Source organism: Myroides odoratus (assembly GCF_965118575.1).
GTDB classification, from domain to species: domain Bacteria; phylum Bacteroidota; class Bacteroidia; order Flavobacteriales; family Flavobacteriaceae; genus Flavobacterium; species Flavobacterium odoratum_B.
The window spans coordinates 282,083-298,582 of record NZ_CBCPHW010000001.1 but is presented as its reverse complement, the minus strand read 5'-3'; the positions used below and the strand labels follow the sequence as shown (position 1 = coordinate 298,582).

The following is a 16,500-nucleotide window of genomic DNA, read 5'->3' as shown; positions in this document are numbered from 1 at the left end:
AGAATTCTTAACTATTCCTAATACGCAGTAATTTCTCTACATATTTGCCAATTACATCAAATTCTAAATTAACTGCATCCCCAATTTTATACTGCTTAAAAATTGTATGTTCCTTAGTATAAGGAATAATGGCTACACTAAACGTGTGTATTCCCGAATCCACAACCGTCAAGCTTGTTCCATCAATTGTGATAGAGCCTTTGGAAATCGTAATATGCTCTGCCTTTTCCGCATATTCAAATCCATAATACGTACTGCCGGCTGCTTCTTGCATAGACACACAGCGCCCTACTAAATCAACATGCCCTTGTACAATATGCCCATCCAAACGAGCATTTGCCAACATACCTCGTTCTAAATTAATTTGTTGACCAATTTTCCATTGCCCTAAAGTTGTAACGTCAATCGTTTCTTTAATTGCAGTCACAGTAAATGCTCCCGTCTCAATAGCCACAACGGTTAAACAGATTCCATTATGCAATACACTCTGATCAATTTTCAATTCATCCACAAATGAACACGCTATTGTTAGGTGTATATTTTCTTGTTCTTTGACAATATTTTTAATGATTGCAATTTCTTCAACAATTCCTGTAAACATTACTCCAATTATTTTATTAAATTTGTTTTCAAAATTACTAATAATTTATACGAAACTATGAGCCATAAAGAAGAAAATGTTAGGGTAGGTATATCCATAGGCGATTTAAATGGTATTGGACCCGAAGTTATCCTTAAATGTTTCGAAGACAATAGAATGCTTGAGCTTTGTACCCCTGTTATATTTGGTAGTTCAAAGCCCTTATCATACATCAAAAAGAATATCGATAGCAGTGTAAATTTTCATGGTATTGATAGTTTAGACCAAACTATTCCAGGCAAACTAAACGTTTTAAATTTGTGGAAAGAGAATGTAAACATCAATTTTGGCGTTAATGACCCCATCGTAGGGGGATATGCCATACAATCTTTTGTTGCTGCAACAGAAGCGCTAAAAAACAATGAAATTGATGTCTTGATTACAGCTCCAATCAACAAATACAATACGCAATCCGAAGATTTTAAACATCCAGGGCACACCAATTATTTAAATGAGCAATTAGAAGGAAATGCCTTGATGCTTTTGGTGAATGAAGATCTAAAAGTTGGTTTATTGACGGATCATCTACCTTTAAAAGAAATTGCTCAAGCGATTACGCCTGAGCGAATAGAGGAAAAAGTAAAAACGATTCGCGAAACGTTAATGACTGATTTTAATATTTTCAATCCGCGTATTGCCGTTTTAGGACTCAACCCACACGCAGGAGATGAAGGTGTGATCGGAACAGAAGAACAAGAAATTATAAAACCAACGATAACTAAACTAGTAGAAGAAGGTATACTCGTTTCAGGACCATTTCCAGCAGATGGATTTTTTGGTTCACAACTTTACAACAGCTTTGACGCTGTCATTGCGTGTTATCACGACCAAGGTTTAGCTCCTTTTAAGGCATTATCCTTTAGTAAAGGGGTAAATTTCACCGCTGGCTTAAACAAAATTAGAACTTCGCCAGATCACGGAACAGCCTATGACATTGCAGGTAAAAACCTAGCTGACCCTACTTCTTTTCGCGAGGCTTTGTACTTAGCATTAGATATTTTCAAAAATAGAAACAGAAATATCGAAACTAAAAGCAACCCTTTACTTCCTCAAGAAAAAGAAATTAGCACAAAAAAATTTGATAATTAGCTTGTAATAATAATAATTTTTTATCTTTGCACGCTCAAATCATGTATTTGATGAATACCGAAAAAACATATTCGATATCCTTTATAGGGTTGAAAAATGGAGAACACGCTTTTGAATATCAAGTAGATACTATTTTTTTTGAAAAATATTCTTTCAATGATTTCAATAGTGTAAAAGCAAACATTAGCGTTCTTTTAAATAAAAAATCTACCCATTTAGAGGTAAATTTTAAAGCAAACGGAGTTGTAAATGTTCCTTGCGACGTCACAAATGAGGATTTTGATCTTCCTATTGAGAATGAATTCAACCTCGTTGTCAAGTTTGGAGAAACCTATAATGACGATCACGATGAAATACTAGTCATCCCGATGAATGAGTACGAAATTAATCTTACTCAATACATTTATGAATTAGTAGTCCTTTCAATTCCCGTCAAACGAGTTAGCCCAGAAGCTAAGGAGGATGGCTTTGACGAAGATGACTTTGATGAAGATGAGTTAGACTTTTTATTTGACAATGACGAAGAAGACCAGGACGAAGAAGACAATGAATTAGAAGAATCACCTGAAAGTGATTCAGAAAATAAAGATATTGACCCACGATGGGAAAAATTAAAGAAACTATTAACGGATAAATAATATAGTAAAATGGCACATCCTAAGAGAAAAACCTCGAAAACAAGAAGAGATAAAAGAAGAACACACTACAAAGCTGTAGCTCCAACTATCGCTACTTGTCCTGTAACTGGTGAAGCTCACCTATTCCATAGAGCTTACTGGCACGAAGGAAAACTTTACTACAGAGGACAAGTTGTAATTGATAAAACAACAGCAGTAGAAGCATAAGCTTCTGGGAAAAAAAACACAAAAAACTCTCACAATGTGTGAGAGTTTTTTTTTGTTGAAATTTACTGACAAAACGAGTTTTAAGACTTAAAAACGTACCAATTCGTTTTTTTTTTGTAATTTTCGCTTCTTTTTGGAATGTTTTTATAAAGTAAAGCAACACCATATGACAAAAATACATGCAGCCATTACTGCTGTTGGTTGTTATTTGCCTGAGACAAAGTTGACCAACGCGGATTTAGAGAAAATGGTTGAAACTAACGACGAGTGGATTACCTCTCGAACAGGAATTAAAGAACGACATATTCTTAAAGAACCTGGAAAAGGGTCTTCATACATGGCAATTAAAGCGGCAGAAGACTTAATCAAAAAATCGGGTGTAGATCCAAAAGAGATAGATTTAGTTCTATTATCCACGGCTACTCCAGACATGCCTGTAGCAATAACAGGCGTATATGTAGCTACACAAATTGGCGCTACTAATGCTTTTGCTTTTGACCTACAAGCTGCTTGCTCTAGCTTCTTATATGGGATGTCTGTTGCTTCTGCTTATATTGAATCTGGTAAATACAAAAAAATACTATTGATTGGATCAGACAAAATGTCTTCAATCATTGATTATACAGATCGTGCAACTTGTATCATTTTTGGTGATGCTGCCGGAGCTGTTTTATTTGAACCGAATACGGATGGTTACGGCATTATAGATGAATATCTAAGAAGTGACGGAATCGGAAGAGAATATTTAAAAATTGATGCTGGTGGTTCTATTTTACCAGCAAGTGCTGAAACAGTAGCCAATAAACAACATTATGTTTTTCAAGATGGCAAAACTGTATTCAAATACGCCGTATCTAACATGGCTGATGTTAGTGAGAAAATCATGCAACGCAACAATTTAACACATACAGATGTAAATTGGCTAGCTGCACATCAAGCCAACAAACGCATTATCGATGCAACTGCACACCGAATGGGATTAGACGAATCTAAGGTCTTAATGAACATTGAGCGATACGGAAATACAACCTCTGCTACTTTACCCTTATTATTATGTGATTATGAACGCCAATTAAAAAAAGGTGACAATATTATCTTTGCTACATTTGGCGGAGGATTCACATGGGGATCGATATATTTAAAGTGGGCTTACAATAGTAATTAATTTAGAAAAACAACTAACCAATACAATAGTATGGACATTAAAGAAATTCAAAACCTAATCAAATTCGTAGCTAAATCAGGAGCTACAGAAGTAAAATTAGAAATGGATGATTTTAAAATCACCATCAAGACCACAGACACAGGAAGCACTGAAACTACGTATATCCAACAAGTTCCAGTAGCTCAATCTATGCCACAAGCACCTGCAGCTCAAGCTACAGCACCTGTAGCAAGTGAGGCTCCTGCAGCTGATGCTAAAGCTGGAGAAGATGCAAAATACATCACTGTAAAATCGCCAATTATCGGAACATTCTACAGAAAACCAGCTCCTGACAAACCTTCATTTGCTGAAGTAGGAACGGTTATTAAACCTGGAGATGTAGTTTGTGTTATTGAAGCAATGAAGTTATTTAACGAAATTGAATCTGAGGTTTCAGGTAAAATCGTAAAAATCTTAGTTGATGATTCATCACCTGTTGAATTTGATCAGCCTTTATTCTTAGTTGACCCATCTTAAGAAATTAAACAATCCTTCTTTGTTTTTCAAAGGAGAAAAGTAAAATTAGAATTTAAAATTTCAGAAGATGTTTAAAAAAATATTAGTAGCTAATAGAGGTGAAATTGCTTTACGCATCATTAGAACGTGTAAAGAAATGGGCATAAAGACTGTAGCTGTATATTCAACTGCAGATGCGGATAGTCTTCACGTACGCTTTGCAGATGAAGCTGTATGTATTGGCCCTCCACCCTCAAATCAATCTTATTTAAAAATTTCCAACATTATCGCTGCAGCTGAAATCACAAATGCTGATGCGATTCACCCTGGATATGGTTTCTTAGCTGAAAATGCGAAATTTTCAAAAATCTGTCAAGAGCACGGTGTGAAATTCATCGGTGCATCACCAGAGATGATTGAAAAAATGGGAGACAAAGCGACAGCTAAAGAAACGATGAAGTTAGCTGGAGTACCTACTGTTCCTGGTTCTGAAGGGTTATTAGATTCTTTAGAACACGCCAAAAAAACAGCCAAAGAAATCGGATACCCTGTCATGATGAAAGCAACTGCTGGTGGTGGTGGTAAAGGGATGCGTGAAATTTTCAAAGAAGAAGAAATAGACAGAGCTTGGGAAAGTGCACGTCAAGAAGCTGCTGCTGCTTTTGGAAACGACGGAATGTACATGGAAAAACTTATCGTTGATCCTCGTCATATCGAAATCCAAGTAGTTGGAGATTCTTATGGAAAAGCCTGTCACTTATCTGAAAGAGACTGTTCAATCCAAAGGCGTCACCAAAAACTTACAGAAGAAACACCTTCTCCATTCATGACCGATGAATTGAGAGATAGAATGGGTAAAGCTGCTGTAAAAGCTTCTGAATTCATTAAATACGAAGGAGCAGGAACGATTGAGTTCTTAGTGGACAAAGATCGCAACTTCTACTTCATGGAAATGAACACCCGTATCCAAGTAGAACACCCAATCACAGAACAAGTAATTGATTACGATTTAATTCGCGAGCAAATACTAGTAGCTGCAGGAGTGCCTATTTCTGGAAAAAATTATACACCGAAACTACATTCTATCGAATGCCGTATCAATGCGGAAGATCCGTTTAATGATTTTAGACCTTCTCCAGGAAGAATTACAACTTTACATGCTCCAGGAGGACATGGTGTTCGTTTAGACACACACGTGTATTCGGGATATTCTATTCCACCAAACTACGATTCAATGATCGCTAAGTTGATAACAACTGCTCAAACAAGAGAAGAAGCAATCAACAAAATGAAACGCGCGTTGGATGAGTTTGTAATTGAAGGTATTAAAACAACAATTCCTTTCCATAGACAGTTAATGGACGATCCAAACTACAGAGCTGGAAATTACACCACTGCTTTTATGGAAACATTCAAAATGAAACCCCTAGAAGAAGAATAAACTTCTTTAGTATACGTATAAAGCTACCCTTTTGGGGTAGCTTTTTTTTTTATTCCTATTTTAAAATAACATACTCCTTTCACACCGTATTTGAAAAAGAAAAAAGTATTTTATTCCTTTCTACTTTCACACTAAAATTTACAAACGAATCAAAGAAGCGCAGCACCGAAAAAAGAAACCAATACTTATTTAGTTAAAAAAATCAGACTTTCATTTAACTTCTGCTTTCTAAAGCTATTTAAAAACAAAATAAAAGCCATAAAAACAAAATACATCATTAAAAATGGGCTTCCCAACTAAAAAAAAGACAATCCACAATCTTTTTTAGTAAAAAATTCAAATTCAACCCCTTTGGACACCAAAAAAACTATATATTTGGAGTTCTAATATATTTATTTTTTTAAAATGCACACAGGCGTAATTAAATTCTTCAACGAAGACAAAGGATTTGGTTTCATTACAAATGAAACTACTAAAGAAGACATTTTTGTTCACATCACAGGTTTAAACACAAAAAATCTTGAACAAGGAAACCGCGTTTCTTACGATGAGGAACAAGGTAAAAAAGGGCTTATTGCCACTAATGTACAAGTGATAGAAGATTAAGAAAATATATATAATTTTCCGTTACAGTAAAGCCACTTAACTTGCGTTAGGTGGCTTTTTTTATTCCTTATGACACTATTTATAATTAATCTAAATACATATTGGGCTATATTAAAGAATAACCCCAAGACCAAGAGTTCCAAAACTTTGTAAAAACAATCTAGGGCTCTATATTTGTATATTGTATCTAATATAAAACTTGTACTTATGCAATCAAGTCAACTCGATTTTATACCAATTTTAATGCAAATTGCACTTGCTGCAGGATTTGTATCCATGACGATATGGGCTTCAAGTAAACTTGGACCAAAAAAGCATTCTAAAATAAAGGATAGTACTTGGGAATGTGGGCTAGAATCTTTGGGAAACGCACGTATTCCCTTTAATGTAAAGTATTTTTTAGTTGCTATACTCTTCGTTTTATTTGACGTTGAAGTGGTTTTCCTATATCCGTGGGCAATGAACTTTCAGGAATTGGGATGGGACGGATTGGCTAAAATGGGAATTTTTTTATTCCTATTACTAGTTGGACTATTATATGAATTTAAAAAGAAGGGTCTCGAATGGGATTAAATATCTAGGAAGATGAGCGATAAAAAATATAATACAGTAGAAGCTCCTGAAGGTTATGTAGGAGAAGGTTTTTTTGCTACTAAATTAAGTGAAGTAGTTGGTTTAGCGCGTTCAAACTCAATGTGGCCTTTGCCTTTTGCAACTTCATGTTGTGGTATTGAATTTATGGCTACTATGGCTGCAACCTATGACATAGCGCGTTTTGGATCTGAACGTATGAGTTTCTCTCCTAGACAAGCGGATATGTTGATGGTAATGGGTACTATTTCTAAAAAAATGGCTCCTATTTTGCGTCAAGTATACGAACAAATGGCAGAACCTAAATGGGTAATTGCCGTAGGTGCATGTGCTTCTTCGGGTGGGATTTTTGATACATACTCTGTTTTACAGGGTATTGATAAAGTTATTCCTGTAGATGTTTATGTTCCTGGATGTCCGCCTAGACCTGAACAAATTCTTGATGGCGTTATGAGATTGCATCAAATCGTTAGGGCAGAATCTGTTTACAGACGCGGAACAAAAGAATATGACGAGTTGTTAAAATCTTATAACATAGAAAGTAAATAAATATGGCATTAGATAATCAAATCATTCAGAAAGCTTTAATCGATCAATTCGGTTTATCGGTTAAAGAATTTCACGAACAACACAACATGCTAATTTTTGAGGTATCGCCAGATACTTTGCATGCTGTAGTTGCCTTCTTGAAAGAAAATGACCAGATGAATTTTAACTTTCTAACGGATGTATGTGGGGTTCACTACCCAGACTCAGAAGAAGACAGACAATTAGCTGTTGTTTACCATATGCACAATTGGATGGACAATGTTAGAATTCGCTTCAAAACGTTTTTAACGCTAAAAAATCCTTCGGTTGATACGGTCTCAGACCTATTCAAATCCGCCAATTGGCAAGAAAGAGAAACGTATGATTTTTACGGTATTAAATTCAAAAATCATCCGCAACTAAAACGCATCCTCAATATGGATGAAATGGAATCTTTTCCACTGCGCAAAGAATTCCCATTGGAAGATGAAGGCAGAACAGACAAAGATGATCGATTCTTTGGTAGAACGATTCACAATTGTTAATAGCAACTGATTAAGATTCATGATTATGTCAGATTTATTATTACCACCGGAGCAAAGATACGCGAAGCTGATTGAGGAGAAATTTAAAGAAGATGGTACAGAGTTACAAATCTTAAACTTAGGTCCCACTCACCCAGCAACGCACGGTATTTTTCAAAATATAATATTACTAGATGGGGAAAAGGTTTTAGAAGGAGAAGGTACAATCGGATACATCCACCGTGCCTTTGAAAAGATAGCTGAAAACCGTCCCTTCTATCAGATTAATGTATTAACTGACCGTTTGAACTATTGTTCTTCACCCATCAACAATACAGCTTGGTGGTTAACAGTTGAAAAAGCATTAGGCATAGATATCCCTAAACGCGTGCAATATTTACGTGTAATTATCATGGAATTGGCACGTATTGCAGACCATATTATCTGTAGCTCAGTAATGGGTGTTGATACAGGAGCCTTAACCGGATTTTTATATGTATTCCAATACAGAGAGAAAATATACGAAATATACGAAGAAATCTCAGGGGCACGATTAACTACCAATATGGGAAGAATCGGAGGCTTTGAAAGAGAGTGGAGTCCAGCGGCATTCAAGAAAATCGAAGAATTTTTGGCTGAATTTCCAGCAATTTGGAGTGAATTTGAAAGTTTATTGACTCGAAACCGAATCTTCATGGATCGTACGATTGGCGTAGGCGGAATTTCTGCGGAAGATGCTATTAACTTTGGTTTTACAGGACCAAACTTAAGAGCGGCTGGCGTAGATTATGATGTTCGCGTTGCAACACCGTATTGTTCGTATGAGGATTTTGATTTTGAAATTCCTGTAGGAACTGCTGGCGATTGTTACGACCGTTTTTGCGTGAGAAATGCTGAAGTATGGGAAAGTATGAAAATCATCCGTCAAGCATTAGATAAAATGCCTGAAGGTCCTTATCACGCAGATGTTCCTGAATACTATCTACCTCCAAAAGAAGATGTATATACCAATATGGAGGCTTTAATTTATCACTTTAAAATCGTGATGGGTGAAGTACCTGTTCCAGTCACTGAATTGTACCACGCTGTGGAAGGCGGAAATGGTGAATTAGGTTTCTATTTAATTACAGATGGTAGCAGAACCCCGTATAGATTGCACTTCAGAAGACCTTGTTTTATCATTTACCAAGCGTATAATGACATCGTAAAAGGAGGTATGCTATCAGATGCGATTATTACTTTATCAAGTTTAAACATCATTGCAGGAGAATTAGACGCTTAAATCATGGAAACGAAGAAATACAAACAAAATATAAATATCACACCCGAACTTCAACAACGCATTGATGAATTGTTGAGTCATTATCCTGCTGATAAAAAGAAATCAGCTCTTTTACCTGTTTTACACGCGGCTCAAGATGCACATGAAAACTGGTTGAGTATTGAATTAATGGATAAAGTGGCAGAGATGTTAGAAATTTCATCTATCGAAGTATATGAGGTAGTTACATTCTATACCATGTACAACCAAAAACCAATGGGTACTTATACATTCGAGTTTTGTTTAACGTCGTGCTGTGGCCTTCGTGGAGCAGATGATATGATGGAATATACGTGTGAAAAATTAGGTATTAAACCCGGAGAAACAACCCCTGATGGGTTATTTTCAGTTGTTGGGGTTCAATGTTTAGGCGCTTGTGGCTATGCACCAATGATGCAGCTAGGCGACTTTTACAAAGAACACTTAACCCCAGAAAAGATCGACCAAATCATAGCTGATTGTAAAGCAGGAAAAGTAATTCTTCACGACAAATAGTACTATGGCTACAAAAATATTATTAGACAAAATAAATATCCCTGGGATAAAATCATACGACGTATATCGTGAAAACGGCGGTTATGCTTCTGTTGAGAAAGCACTTAAAACTATGGCTCCCGATGACGTTACTGAACAAGTAAAAGCATCCGGACTAAGAGGTCGTGGAGGTGCGGGTTTCCCTGTGGGTTTAAAATGGAGTTTTATTGACAAAAAATCGGGCAAACCCAGACATTTAGTTTGCAATGCCGATGAGTCTGAACCTGGTACATTCAAAGATCGATACTTAATGGAATATATCCCTCACTTATTGATCGAGGGAATGATTACTGCTAGTTATGCTCTAGGAGCCAACTTATCCTACATCTACATTCGCGGAGAATATATGTGGGTATTTAAAACCTTAGAAAGAGCCATCAAAGAAGCGTATGCTGCGGGTTGGTTAGGTAAAAATATCTTAGGTACAGACTACTGTTTGGACCTTCATGTACATTGTGGTGCAGGAGCTTATATCTGTGGTGAAGAAACAGCTCTAATTGAATCTTTAGAAGGAAAAAGAGGAAATCCTCGTATTAAACCGCCTTTCCCTGCGATTAGTGGTTTATGGGGCAATCCAACTGTAGTAAACAATGTTGAATCCATCGCCAATGTGCCTTGGATTGTTAATAATTCTGGCGATGATTATGCCAAAATTGGTTTAGGACGTTCTACGGGAACCAAATTAATTTCAGCTTCAGGTCATATTAGAAAACCAGGTGTATACGAAATTGAAATGGGAATGACCGTCGAAGAATTTATCAATTCAGACGAATATTGTGGAGGAATGATGGATGACAGACCCATCAAGGCTTTAATCCCTGGTGGATCATCGGTGCCCATCTTACCTGCCCATCTCATATACAAAACAGCCAATGGTGAAGATCGTTTAATGACGTATGAATCTTTATCGGATGGAGGTTTTGAAACAGGATCTATGTTGGGTTCAGGTGGTTTTATCGTTTACAACGACACCGCTTGTATCGTTCGAAATACATGGAATTTTGCTCGTTTCTATGCCCATGAAAGCTGTGGACAATGTTCGCCTTGTCGCGAGGGAACCGGTTGGATGGAAAAAGTACTTCACCGCATTGAAACAGGTCATGGTACCATGGATGATATTGATTTACTCTGGAACATCCAAAGTAATATCGAAGGTAACACAATTTGTCCTTTAGGAGATGCTGCTGCTTGGCCAGTTGCTGCTGCTATCAGACATTTTAGAGAGGAGTTTGAATATCACGTTTTATTCCCTGAAAAAGTAAAAGACAGAAATCACTATGTTCAAGAACCTTTTTCTAGTATAAAACACCTGATTAATAAATAATTCACGCTAATTTTTTAGCTAAAAAGCACAATTTATGAAAGTTACTATAGACGGACATGAAATAGAAGTAGAACCGGGAACATCCATTCTACAAGCAGCAAGAATGATTGGTGGTGAGTCAGTACCACCAGCAATGTGCTATTACTCAAAACTAGAGGGAACAGGGGGAAAATGCAGAGCTTGTTTGGTAGAAGTTTCTAAAGGTAGTGAAGCAGATCCACGTCCGATGCCTAAACTAATGGCTTCTTGTAAAACAGGAGTTATGGAGGGTATGGAAGTAAAAAGTATCTCTTCGCCAAGAGTTTTAGAAGCGAGAAAATCAGTAACGGAATTTCTTCTTATTAATCACCCTTTAGATTGTCCTGTTTGCGATCAAGCAGGAGAATGTGATTTGCAAAACTTGGCGTTCCAACACGGAAAAGAACAAAAAAGATACAAGGAAGAGAAAAGAACGTTTGAACCTGAAAACATAGGAGATAATATCCAATTACATATGAATCGCTGTATTCTTTGTTACCGTTGTGTAAAAACAGCCGAACAATTAACAGACGAACGCGTTCACGGTGTTTGTGGTAGAGGGGAGCATGCGCAAATTTCTACGTATATTTCTGCTGCCATTGAAAATGAGTTTTCTGGAAATATGATTGATGTATGTCCAGTTGGTGCTCTGACAGATAAAACATTTCGTTTCAAATCTCGTGTATGGTTCAACAAACCGTACAATGCACACCGCAATTGTCCTACTTGTTCGGGAAAAACCACGGTATGGATGTTTGGGGATGAAATTCAACGCGTAACTGCACGTAAAGACGAATTCCACGAAGTAGAAGAATTCATCTGTAACTCTTGTCGTTTTGACCATAAAGAAACGAGTGATTGGGTTATTGAAGGACCGCGTAAATTTGAAAAATTCTCTGTAATCAATCAAAACAACTACACGAAGAAATTAGATCATGTGGTGATTCATACAGAAAAGCATATTTTAGAAGGTCGTGACCAGGATCGCAAGAAGATCAGTATGACAGCTATTCCTTTTACAAATGAAGAATCTAAAGAATAAAACGGTATAAAATGGATAAAGCTATTATTATAGATAAAGCAATTATTATTGTAGTTGTATTTGCAATTACAATGCTTATGGCGATGTATGCTACGTTAGCAGAGCGAAAAATTGCAGCGTGGATACAAGATCGTTTAGGGCCAAACCGTGCTGGTAAAGGAGGAATCTTACAGCCTTTAGCCGATGGTTTAAAACTATTCGCTAAAGAGGAATATGAACCCACTACACCGAACCGATTCTTATTCAAATTTGGTCCTTTCTTAGCGATGACACTAGCCCTTATGACAAGTGCAGTATTACCATGGGGAGATAAATTTGTCTTATTTGGAAGAGAGATTATTTTACAAGCCGCAGATATCAACGTAGGCCTATTATATGTACTAGCGGTATTATCTGTAGGGGTATATGGTATTATGATTGGGGCTTGGGCTTCGAACAACAAATACTCTTTGATGAGTGGTATTCGCGCCGCTTCTCAAATGATTTCATACGAAATCGCCATGGGACTTTCTCTAATTGGTTTGTTATTACTAACACAGACCATGAGCATGAGAGAAATTGCTTTGCAACAAAGTGGAATGAATTGGAATGTATTTTATCAACCTTTAGGGTTTTTAATTTTCCTGATTTGTTCTTTTGCAGAAACAAATAGAGCCCCTTTTGACTTAGCGGAATGTGAGCAAGAATTAATTGGTGGATTCCATACCGAATATTCTTCCATGAAAATGGGATTCTATTTATTTGCAGAATATGCTAATTTATTCATCTCATCGGCTATTATCTCTGTACTTTACTTTGGTGCATTTAACTATCCAGGTATGTCATGGGCTGTAGAAAATTGGGGCGTAAATATTGCTAATATCCTGGGTATTGTAGCACTATTTACAAAAATATGTTTCTTCATCTTCGTTTATATGTGGGTACGTTGGACTCTTCCACGTTTCCGCTATGACCAATTGATGAACTTAGGATGGAAATCATTAATCCCATTGGCATTATTGAACTTAATCGTTACAGCAGTTGTAATTTTACTTTTAAACTAATTAAACATGTCATCAACAACTACATATTCTTTATCAGGAAGAAAAAAGACAGTTTCTAACAAGACACTATCTTGGAGTGAGCGCATCTATTTAGTTGCGATTATCAAAGGAATGATGGTTACCTTAAAACACATGTTTAAGAAAAAGGTAACAATTTCATATCCTGAACAAACCCGTCCTTTTAGTCCTGTTTATCGCGGAAGACACACCTTAATGCGCGATGATGAAGGAAGAGAGCGATGCACGGCTTGTGGGCTTTGCGCCTTATCTTGTCCGGCAGAAGCTATCACCATGAAAGCGGCAGAAAGAAAACCAGAAGAAATGCATCTATACCGCGAGGAAAAGTATGCTGAGATCTATGAAATTAATATGCTTCGTTGTATTTTCTGTGGTTTATGTGAAGAAGCTTGTCCAAAACAAGCTATCTACTTAACTAAATCAGGAGAAATTACAAAAGCAGACGTAACACGTGAAAGCTTTATCTACGGAAAAGATAAATTGGTTATGCCTCTAGAAGCTGCTATTGCTAATACAAACCAACAGAATCAAGCGTAATTATGATAGAAATTATATTTTACATCCTTTCGACTATTACACTCGGAAGTGCAGCGTTAACGTTGTTGAGTAAAAACCCTATTCACAGCGCTTTGTGGTTGGTTGTTAGTTTCTTCTCGATAGCTGGTCATTACATCTTATTAAATTCACAGTTTTTGGGTATGATCCATATCATGGTATACTCAGGAGCTATTATGGTTTTAATGTTATTTACCATCATGTTAATGAACCTAAATATCAGTCATGAAGTGTCAAAACCTTTAGTTTCTAAAGTGATTGCAACGATTGCCTTTTGTTTAATGGGTTTATTGTTATTATCTATCACTTTAAGAGGAAATCAAGCCTACGAATTACAATATGCTACGCATGGACAAGATTTTCAATCGGTTCATGTTTTAGGAAAAGTATTATTGAATGAATATGTGGTCCCATTCGAAATGATTGCTGTATTACTATTACTAGCCATGATCGGAGCGGTATTGATTTCTAAAAAAGATAAATCTGAAAAAGCAGTATAAGCATGGAAAATGTAATTGAAATCATCGGTATTGATAAATATATCTACTTATCTATTCTATTATTCTGCATTGGAATATTTGGAATACTATTTAGAAGAAACGCAATTGTGATGTTTATGTGTATTGAGATTATGTTGAACTCTGCTAATATGCTATTAGTTGCTTTTTCAACCTATCACCAAGATGCGCAAGGACAAGTTTTTGTTTTCTTTACGATGGCGGTTGCCGCAGCAGAAGTTGCTGTAGGATTAGCTATTCTCGTATCGATTTACAGAAATATTGGCGCAATTGATATTGATAAATTAAAGAACTTAAAAGGATAATTCCTTATGGATACAAACGTAATTTTACTTTTAGTACTAGTCCCGTTAATTGGGTCTTTGATTAATGTTTTCTTTGGGAAAAAATTAGGTAATGGTTCTGGAATTATTGCAACAGTAGCAGTTTTAATTTCTTTTATTATTTCCTTACTTGCCTTTATCCAAGTAAACAGTACAAAGCAACCCATTGAAATTGAATTATTTGAATGGATGGCTTTAGCTAACTTCAATGTTACATTTGGCTTTCTACTCGATCAACTTTCGCTCTTGTGGTTGTTATTTGTAACAGGTATAGGAACGTTGATTCACTGGTATTCAACAAACTATATGAAAAATGACGAAAACTATGCTAAGTTTTTCGCTTATTTGAATCTATTCATCTTCTTTATGATTGTGTTGGTTACAGGAAGTAACTTATTAATCACATTCATCGGATGGGAAGGTGTAGGATTATGCTCTTACTTACTAATTGGATTTTGGCATAAAAATCAGTCGTATAACGATGCTGCAAAAAAAGCTTTTATCATGAACCGCATTGGGGATTTAGGTTTTTTAATCGGTGTATTTATTCTGGCTTTCTTATTCCAATCTTTGGATTATATGACCATCAAAGAAGCATTGCTTCAGGGAACAAACCACCAAATTAATATGTGGATTGGATGGGCTGCTCTAGCTTTATTTATTGGAGCGGTAGGTAAAAGTGCACAAATTCCATTATACACTTGGTTGCCAGATGCAATGGCAGGACCAACGCCTGTTTCGGCTTTGATTCACGCTGCAACCATGGTAACAGCAGGTATTTTCTTAATCACTCGATTAAACTTTGTTTTTGACCTTGCTCCACATATCCAAAATATCATTGCCATCGTAGGTGCTGTAACTTCTTTATTTGCGGCTTCTATTGGTTTGGTTCAAACGGATATCAAAAAAGTATTGGCCTATTCAACGGTATCTCAATTGGGATTAATGTTTATGGCCGTAGGTTTTGGAGCTTATGAAATTGCCGTTTTCCACGTAATCACACATGCTTTCTTTAAAGCTTGTTTATTCTTAGGATCCGGTTCTGTAATTCACGCGATGGGCGGAGAACAAGATATGCGCAATATGGGTGGTTTAAAGAAATTTATGCCCGCTACTTATGCAACCTTCCTTTTGGCAACTATCGCCATATCAGGCTTCCCTCCTTTCTCAGGCTTCTTTTCTAAAGATGAAATTTTATTAACTGCTTTTAGTCATAATCCAGTCTTGTATGTAATTGGATCGCTTGCTTCTATTATGACTGCATTCTATATGTTTAGATTGTTGTACTTAACGTTTTTCAAGAATTTCAGAGGAACGCAAGAACAAAAAAATCACTTACATGAAAGTCCAGCAGCCATTACTATTCCGCTTTGGATTTTAGGAATTTTGTCTGTCGTGGGCGGAATCGTTAGCTTACCTGGAAATAGCTGGTTAAATAGCTACTTAGAACCTATTATTGTAAACAGCGCGAATGCACATCCACATACACTGGGAACAACTGAATATATCCTAATGGGTATTGCAGTACTTGGTGCATGTATCGGTCTAGGTATCGCCTACAGTAAATACATCAAAAAAGGTGAACTTCCTCCTGCAGATGAAAAAATGACAGGATTCCATAAAGTTTTATACAACAAATACTACATTGATGAGATCTATATGAAAATCATTGTAAAACCAATTTACATGCTTTCTGTATTCTTTAGAGATGTCGTAGAGGTTATATTGTCTGAAACAATATACGGATTAGGAAAAATAGCAGATGGATTGTCTTTACAAGGTAAAAAAGCACAAAATGGAAACATTGGTTTATACTTACTTGCTTTTGTAATTGGAATCTGTTTGATGTTGTATTATTTATTCATTGCAAGATAATTTAG

20 protein-coding genes are annotated in these 16,500 nt (G+C 36.3%); 19 read left to right on the top strand and 1 reads right to left on the bottom strand.

Annotation, left to right across the window (positions count from 1 at the left end; all coding sequences use genetic code 11):
• Positions 1–7: 7 nt before the first annotated feature.
• Complete coding sequence (locus ACMHJ2_RS01280; RefSeq protein WP_413511152.1) at positions 8–601, bottom strand: riboflavin synthase; 594 nt, start codon at positions 599–601, stop codon at positions 8–10.
• Positions 602–658: 57 nt separating this feature from the next.
• Here ACMHJ2_RS01280 and pdxA point away from each other — a divergent pair, with 57 nt between their 5' ends.
• From pdxA to nuoL, 19 genes are all read left to right on the top strand, one after another.
• Positions 659–1,729, top strand: coding sequence for a 4-hydroxythreonine-4-phosphate dehydrogenase PdxA (gene pdxA, locus ACMHJ2_RS01275; RefSeq protein ID WP_413511151.1), 1,071 nt, complete (start codon positions 659–661; stop codon positions 1,727–1,729).
• 50 nt (positions 1,730–1,779) lie between these two features.
• The gene (locus ACMHJ2_RS01270) at positions 1,780–2,367 is read left to right on the top strand and encodes a YceD family protein (protein WP_413511150.1); all 588 of its coding nucleotides are present in this window, start codon (positions 1,780–1,782) and stop codon (positions 2,365–2,367) included.
• Between the two features lie 9 nt (positions 2,368–2,376).
• Positions 2,377–2,574, top strand: coding sequence for a 50S ribosomal protein L32 (rpmF, locus tag ACMHJ2_RS01265; protein ID WP_002989043.1), 198 nt, complete (start codon positions 2,377–2,379; stop codon positions 2,572–2,574).
• A gap of 166 nt (positions 2,575–2,740) precedes the next feature.
• The gene (locus ACMHJ2_RS01260) at positions 2,741–3,739 is read left to right on the top strand and encodes a beta-ketoacyl-ACP synthase III (protein ID WP_413511149.1); all 999 of its coding nucleotides are present in this window, start codon (positions 2,741–2,743) and stop codon (positions 3,737–3,739) included.
• Between the two features lie 30 nt (positions 3,740–3,769).
• Positions 3,770–4,255, top strand: coding sequence for an acetyl-CoA carboxylase biotin carboxyl carrier protein (gene accB, locus ACMHJ2_RS01255; protein ID WP_413511148.1), 486 nt, complete (start codon positions 3,770–3,772; stop codon positions 4,253–4,255).
• Between the two features lie 67 nt (positions 4,256–4,322).
• Positions 4,323–5,675: an acetyl-CoA carboxylase biotin carboxylase subunit gene (gene accC / locus ACMHJ2_RS01250; protein WP_413511147.1), complete on the top strand. Its 1,353-nt coding sequence runs from the start codon at positions 4,323–4,325 to the stop codon at positions 5,673–5,675.
• Positions 5,676–6,080: 405 nt separating this feature from the next.
• The gene (locus tag ACMHJ2_RS01245; protein WP_413511146.1) at positions 6,081–6,281 is read left to right on the top strand and encodes a cold-shock protein; all 201 of its coding nucleotides are present in this window, start codon (positions 6,081–6,083) and stop codon (positions 6,279–6,281) included.
• 207 nt (positions 6,282–6,488) lie between these two features.
• Positions 6,489–6,854: an NADH-quinone oxidoreductase subunit A gene (locus tag ACMHJ2_RS01240; RefSeq protein ID WP_413511145.1), complete on the top strand. Its 366-nt coding sequence runs from the start codon at positions 6,489–6,491 to the stop codon at positions 6,852–6,854.
• A 12-nt stretch (positions 6,855–6,866) separates the two neighbouring features.
• Complete coding sequence (locus tag ACMHJ2_RS01235; RefSeq protein ID WP_413511144.1) at positions 6,867–7,421, top strand: NADH-quinone oxidoreductase subunit B; 555 nt, start codon at positions 6,867–6,869, stop codon at positions 7,419–7,421.
• 2 nt (positions 7,422–7,423) lie between these two features.
• Positions 7,424–7,945: an NADH-quinone oxidoreductase subunit C gene (locus ACMHJ2_RS01230; protein WP_413511143.1), complete on the top strand. Its 522-nt coding sequence runs from the start codon at positions 7,424–7,426 to the stop codon at positions 7,943–7,945.
• A gap of 25 nt (positions 7,946–7,970) precedes the next feature.
• Positions 7,971–9,206: an NADH-quinone oxidoreductase subunit D gene (locus ACMHJ2_RS01225; RefSeq protein ID WP_413511142.1), complete on the top strand. Its 1,236-nt coding sequence runs from the start codon at positions 7,971–7,973 to the stop codon at positions 9,204–9,206.
• Positions 9,207–9,209: 3 nt separating this feature from the next.
• Positions 9,210–9,740 (top strand): NADH-quinone oxidoreductase subunit NuoE, encoded by a 531-nt coding sequence (nuoE, locus tag ACMHJ2_RS01220; protein ID WP_413511141.1) that lies wholly within the window; start codon positions 9,210–9,212, stop codon positions 9,738–9,740.
• A 4-nt stretch (positions 9,741–9,744) separates the two neighbouring features.
• Positions 9,745–11,103, top strand: a complete 1,359-nt coding sequence (nuoF, locus tag ACMHJ2_RS01215) for an NADH-quinone oxidoreductase subunit NuoF (RefSeq protein WP_413511140.1) — start codon at positions 9,745–9,747, stop codon at positions 11,101–11,103.
• A gap of 34 nt (positions 11,104–11,137) precedes the next feature.
• Positions 11,138–12,163 (top strand): 2Fe-2S iron-sulfur cluster-binding protein, encoded by a 1,026-nt coding sequence (locus tag ACMHJ2_RS01210; RefSeq protein WP_413511139.1) that lies wholly within the window; start codon positions 11,138–11,140, stop codon positions 12,161–12,163.
• Between the two features lie 11 nt (positions 12,164–12,174).
• Complete coding sequence (gene nuoH / locus ACMHJ2_RS01205; RefSeq protein WP_413511138.1) at positions 12,175–13,206, top strand: NADH-quinone oxidoreductase subunit NuoH; 1,032 nt, start codon at positions 12,175–12,177, stop codon at positions 13,204–13,206.
• A gap of 6 nt (positions 13,207–13,212) precedes the next feature.
• A complete protein-coding gene (locus tag ACMHJ2_RS01200) occupies positions 13,213–13,761 on the top strand; it encodes a NuoI/complex I 23 kDa subunit family protein (protein ID WP_413511137.1) in 549 nt (182 codons plus the stop codon).
• A 2-nt stretch (positions 13,762–13,763) separates the two neighbouring features.
• On the top strand, positions 13,764–14,279 hold the full coding sequence (locus ACMHJ2_RS01195; protein ID WP_413511136.1) for an NADH-quinone oxidoreductase subunit J: 516 nt from the start codon (positions 13,764–13,766) through the stop codon (positions 14,277–14,279).
• Between the two features lie 2 nt (positions 14,280–14,281).
• A complete protein-coding gene (gene nuoK, locus ACMHJ2_RS01190) occupies positions 14,282–14,602 on the top strand; it encodes an NADH-quinone oxidoreductase subunit NuoK (protein ID WP_413511135.1) in 321 nt (106 codons plus the stop codon).
• Positions 14,603–14,608: 6 nt separating this feature from the next.
• Positions 14,609–16,495: an NADH-quinone oxidoreductase subunit L gene (gene nuoL / locus ACMHJ2_RS01185; RefSeq protein WP_413511134.1), complete on the top strand. Its 1,887-nt coding sequence runs from the start codon at positions 14,609–14,611 to the stop codon at positions 16,493–16,495.
• Positions 16,496–16,500: the final 5 nt, after the last annotated feature.

What these genes read in the sequence shown, in the direction of transcription:
- ACMHJ2_RS01280 (WP_413511152.1), bottom strand. Translation starts at nt 601, where the DNA reads ATGTTTACAGGAATTGTTGAAGAAATTGCAATCATTAAAAATATTGTC.
- pdxA (WP_413511151.1), top strand. Translation starts at nt 659, where the DNA reads ATGAGCCATAAAGAAGAAAATGTTAGGGTAGGTATATCCATAGGCGAT.
- ACMHJ2_RS01270 (WP_413511150.1), top strand. Translation starts at nt 1,780, where the DNA reads ATGAATACCGAAAAAACATATTCGATATCCTTTATAGGGTTGAAAAAT.
- rpmF (WP_002989043.1), top strand. Translation starts at nt 2,377, where the DNA reads ATGGCACATCCTAAGAGAAAAACCTCGAAAACAAGAAGAGATAAAAGA.
- ACMHJ2_RS01260 (WP_413511149.1), top strand. Translation starts at nt 2,741, where the DNA reads ATGACAAAAATACATGCAGCCATTACTGCTGTTGGTTGTTATTTGCCT.
- accB (WP_413511148.1), top strand. Translation starts at nt 3,770, where the DNA reads ATGGACATTAAAGAAATTCAAAACCTAATCAAATTCGTAGCTAAATCA.
- accC (WP_413511147.1), top strand. Translation starts at nt 4,323, where the DNA reads ATGTTTAAAAAAATATTAGTAGCTAATAGAGGTGAAATTGCTTTACGC.
- ACMHJ2_RS01245 (WP_413511146.1), top strand. Translation starts at nt 6,081, where the DNA reads ATGCACACAGGCGTAATTAAATTCTTCAACGAAGACAAAGGATTTGGT.
- ACMHJ2_RS01240 (WP_413511145.1), top strand. Translation starts at nt 6,489, where the DNA reads ATGCAATCAAGTCAACTCGATTTTATACCAATTTTAATGCAAATTGCA.
- ACMHJ2_RS01235 (WP_413511144.1), top strand. Translation starts at nt 6,867, where the DNA reads ATGAGCGATAAAAAATATAATACAGTAGAAGCTCCTGAAGGTTATGTA.
- ACMHJ2_RS01230 (WP_413511143.1), top strand. Translation starts at nt 7,424, where the DNA reads ATGGCATTAGATAATCAAATCATTCAGAAAGCTTTAATCGATCAATTC.
- ACMHJ2_RS01225 (WP_413511142.1), top strand. Translation starts at nt 7,971, where the DNA reads ATGTCAGATTTATTATTACCACCGGAGCAAAGATACGCGAAGCTGATT.
- nuoE (WP_413511141.1), top strand. Translation starts at nt 9,210, where the DNA reads ATGGAAACGAAGAAATACAAACAAAATATAAATATCACACCCGAACTT.
- nuoF (WP_413511140.1), top strand. Translation starts at nt 9,745, where the DNA reads ATGGCTACAAAAATATTATTAGACAAAATAAATATCCCTGGGATAAAA.
- ACMHJ2_RS01210 (WP_413511139.1), top strand. Translation starts at nt 11,138, where the DNA reads ATGAAAGTTACTATAGACGGACATGAAATAGAAGTAGAACCGGGAACA.
- nuoH (WP_413511138.1), top strand. Translation starts at nt 12,175, where the DNA reads ATGGATAAAGCTATTATTATAGATAAAGCAATTATTATTGTAGTTGTA.
- ACMHJ2_RS01200 (WP_413511137.1), top strand. Translation starts at nt 13,213, where the DNA reads ATGTCATCAACAACTACATATTCTTTATCAGGAAGAAAAAAGACAGTT.
- ACMHJ2_RS01195 (WP_413511136.1), top strand. Translation starts at nt 13,764, where the DNA reads ATGATAGAAATTATATTTTACATCCTTTCGACTATTACACTCGGAAGT.
- nuoK (WP_413511135.1), top strand. Translation starts at nt 14,282, where the DNA reads ATGGAAAATGTAATTGAAATCATCGGTATTGATAAATATATCTACTTA.
- nuoL (WP_413511134.1), top strand. Translation starts at nt 14,609, where the DNA reads ATGGATACAAACGTAATTTTACTTTTAGTACTAGTCCCGTTAATTGGG.